This is a genomic window from Archangium sp. (assembly GCF_036388035.1).
Classification (GTDB): domain Bacteria; phylum Myxococcota; class Myxococcia; order Myxococcales; family Myxococcaceae; genus Archangium.
In genome coordinates, this window is the sequence record NZ_DASVSO010000590.1 from 1 (window position 1) to 2,024 (window position 2,024).

The window sequence follows — 2,024 nt, forward strand, 5'->3', positions numbered from 1 at the left end:
GCCTGGACGGCTTCCGCGACGAGGAGGAGACCGCGCTCGCCCTCACCCACCCGCTCGAGGGCTTCTACACCCGGAGGGATGGGGGGATCGGCACGTACTCGGTGTGGCACGAGCGCCTGCGGCTCCACCGCGCCCACGTCCGCACGGCCCGCTTCCAGGTCTTCGAGGCGCTGGGGCTGACCACTCCGCAGAGCGTGCCGCACTCGGCGCTGGTGCAGCGCTCCACCGAGTTCATCATCTTCCTGCCCCCCAGGCCGCTGGAAGCCCCGGGCCCCTGAGTCACAGCCAGCAGCTCTTGTGGTCCTGGATGAACTGGCGCATCGAGATGGGCGCCCGGCCGAGCAGCGCCTCGGTGTCGGGGGTGACGGTGCCGGCGAGCCCCAGCCGGCACACGGTGTAGATGCCCGTCATCACCGCGATGTAGGAGGCGGGGACGTTCCGCCCGTACCAGCGCGCGGCGAAGCGCAGCGCTCCGGGCGCCGGGTAGCGGATGGGCCGGCCGAGCACCTCGGTGAAGAGCGCGGCCACCTCGGCGTAGGTGAGGGCCTCGGAGCCCGTGAGGTCGTACGCCTTGCCCTCGTGCCCCTCCTCCAGCAGCGTCCGGGCGCCCACGGCCGCGATGTCGCGCGTGTCGATGAAGCTCGTGCGCCCGCTCCCCGCGGGGACGAAGAGCTCTCCGTGCTCGCGGATGTCCTCGCGGTGCGTGGTGCTCAGGTTCTGCATGAAGAAGCCGGGGCGCAGGAAGGTGTGCGGCACCCCGGCCTCCAGGATGAAGCGCTCCACCTTCGCGTGGGGCACCACCGGGTTCTTCTCCACCCCGAGCAGCGACAGGAAGACGACGTGCCGCACGCCCGCGTCCTTCGCCGCGCGCACCACGGGCAGCAGGTGCCGGTTCACGTCCGTGACGGCCGGCGGGCGCAGGAGGAACACCTTCTCCACTCCGGCCAGCGCGGGCGCGTGGGTGCTCGGGTCCTCGAAGTCGAAGCGCACCGCCGTGGTCCCCGGGGGAGCCCGCGTGCCCTCGCGCGAGGCCACGCGCACGCTCGCGCCTCCCTGGACGAGGTGCGCCACCAGCGGCGCCCCCACGTTGCCCGAGGCACCCGTCACCAGGACGCGCGGGCCCTTCGCCTTCGGCTCAGCCTTCTCGTTTCCCATGGCCCTGGCCCTTCGAGGCACGCGCCTTGTCGGAGGCGAGCGCGCCTTCCTCGGACTCCGGCGCCACCCCGCGCCAGAAGATGTCCACCATGCGCTCCAGCCAGGGATCCTCCTCCTCCGGCGGGACGGTCTGGCCCGTGACGTGGGCCAGGAAGTAGCGGTGCTGGAGGCCCGCCATGAACAGGCTGGCCATGACGTTCGGGTCCCCCGCGCGCAGGCGGCCCTGCTCCTGGGCCCGGCGGAACCAGCCCACCATCATGTTGTGCGCGCGCACCGGCGGGGGTTCCTTTCCCTCGCCGCGCAGCTCCTCGGGGGTGAGCCCCGCCTCGCGCAACACCGCGAAGGCCGGCACCATCTTCCGGAAGAAGCTGTCGATGGTCCGCGTCATCTCGAGCAGCTGCTCGAGCAGCTCCCTCGCATCCGGCCCCGCTTCCGCCTTCTGGAGCCACTGGTGGGCCGCCGGGGACATCTGCCCCACCGAGAACGCCGCCTTGAGCAGCTCCCGCTTGCTGCCAAAGCGCTTGAGCAGCGCCGGCCCGGACACTCCCAGCCGCGTGGCGATGGCCTCGGTGCTCACCGAGGCGCCGTGCTCGATGAAGCACGCGCGCGCGACCTCGAGAATCTCCTCGTCCAGGACCTGTCGGGGACGCCCCATGACTCCACCACGGAATTGGTTAGCTACTGATAACTAACTAACCGTGCGAGGGGGTTGGAATCAAGGGGGATGGGCGCCCAACCCTTCAGGAGGGGTACCCAGGCGGACGGACGAGAACCCGGGGAACGAGGTGGCGAGCGAGCGCTGGGCGGCCAGCCAGACGGGCCTCGAGGGTTGAGGGCACCCGCCTGAAGCCGGAGCATCGATACGGGGG

Annotated in this window: 3 protein-coding genes; 1 reads left to right on the forward strand and 2 read right to left on the reverse strand. The window is 71.5% G+C overall.

Annotated features, from left to right (window positions below; genetic code table 11):
- Positions 1–278: DUF2071 domain-containing protein (locus VF697_RS24085; protein ID WP_331098822.1), on the forward strand; the 278-nt coding region annotated here is incomplete at its 5' end.
- Between the two features lies 1 nt (position 279).
- Here VF697_RS24085 and VF697_RS24090 read toward each other — a convergent pair.
- Positions 280–1,155 (reverse strand): SDR family oxidoreductase, encoded by an 876-nt coding sequence (locus VF697_RS24090; protein WP_331098824.1) that lies wholly within the window; start codon positions 1,153–1,155, stop codon positions 280–282.
- A complete protein-coding gene (locus tag VF697_RS24095; RefSeq protein WP_331098826.1) occupies positions 1,136–1,810 on the reverse strand; it encodes a TetR/AcrR family transcriptional regulator in 675 nt (224 codons plus the stop codon). Before VF697_RS24095 ends, VF697_RS24090 begins: the two co-directional genes overlap by 20 nt.
- Positions 1,811–2,024 lie beyond the last annotated feature (214 nt).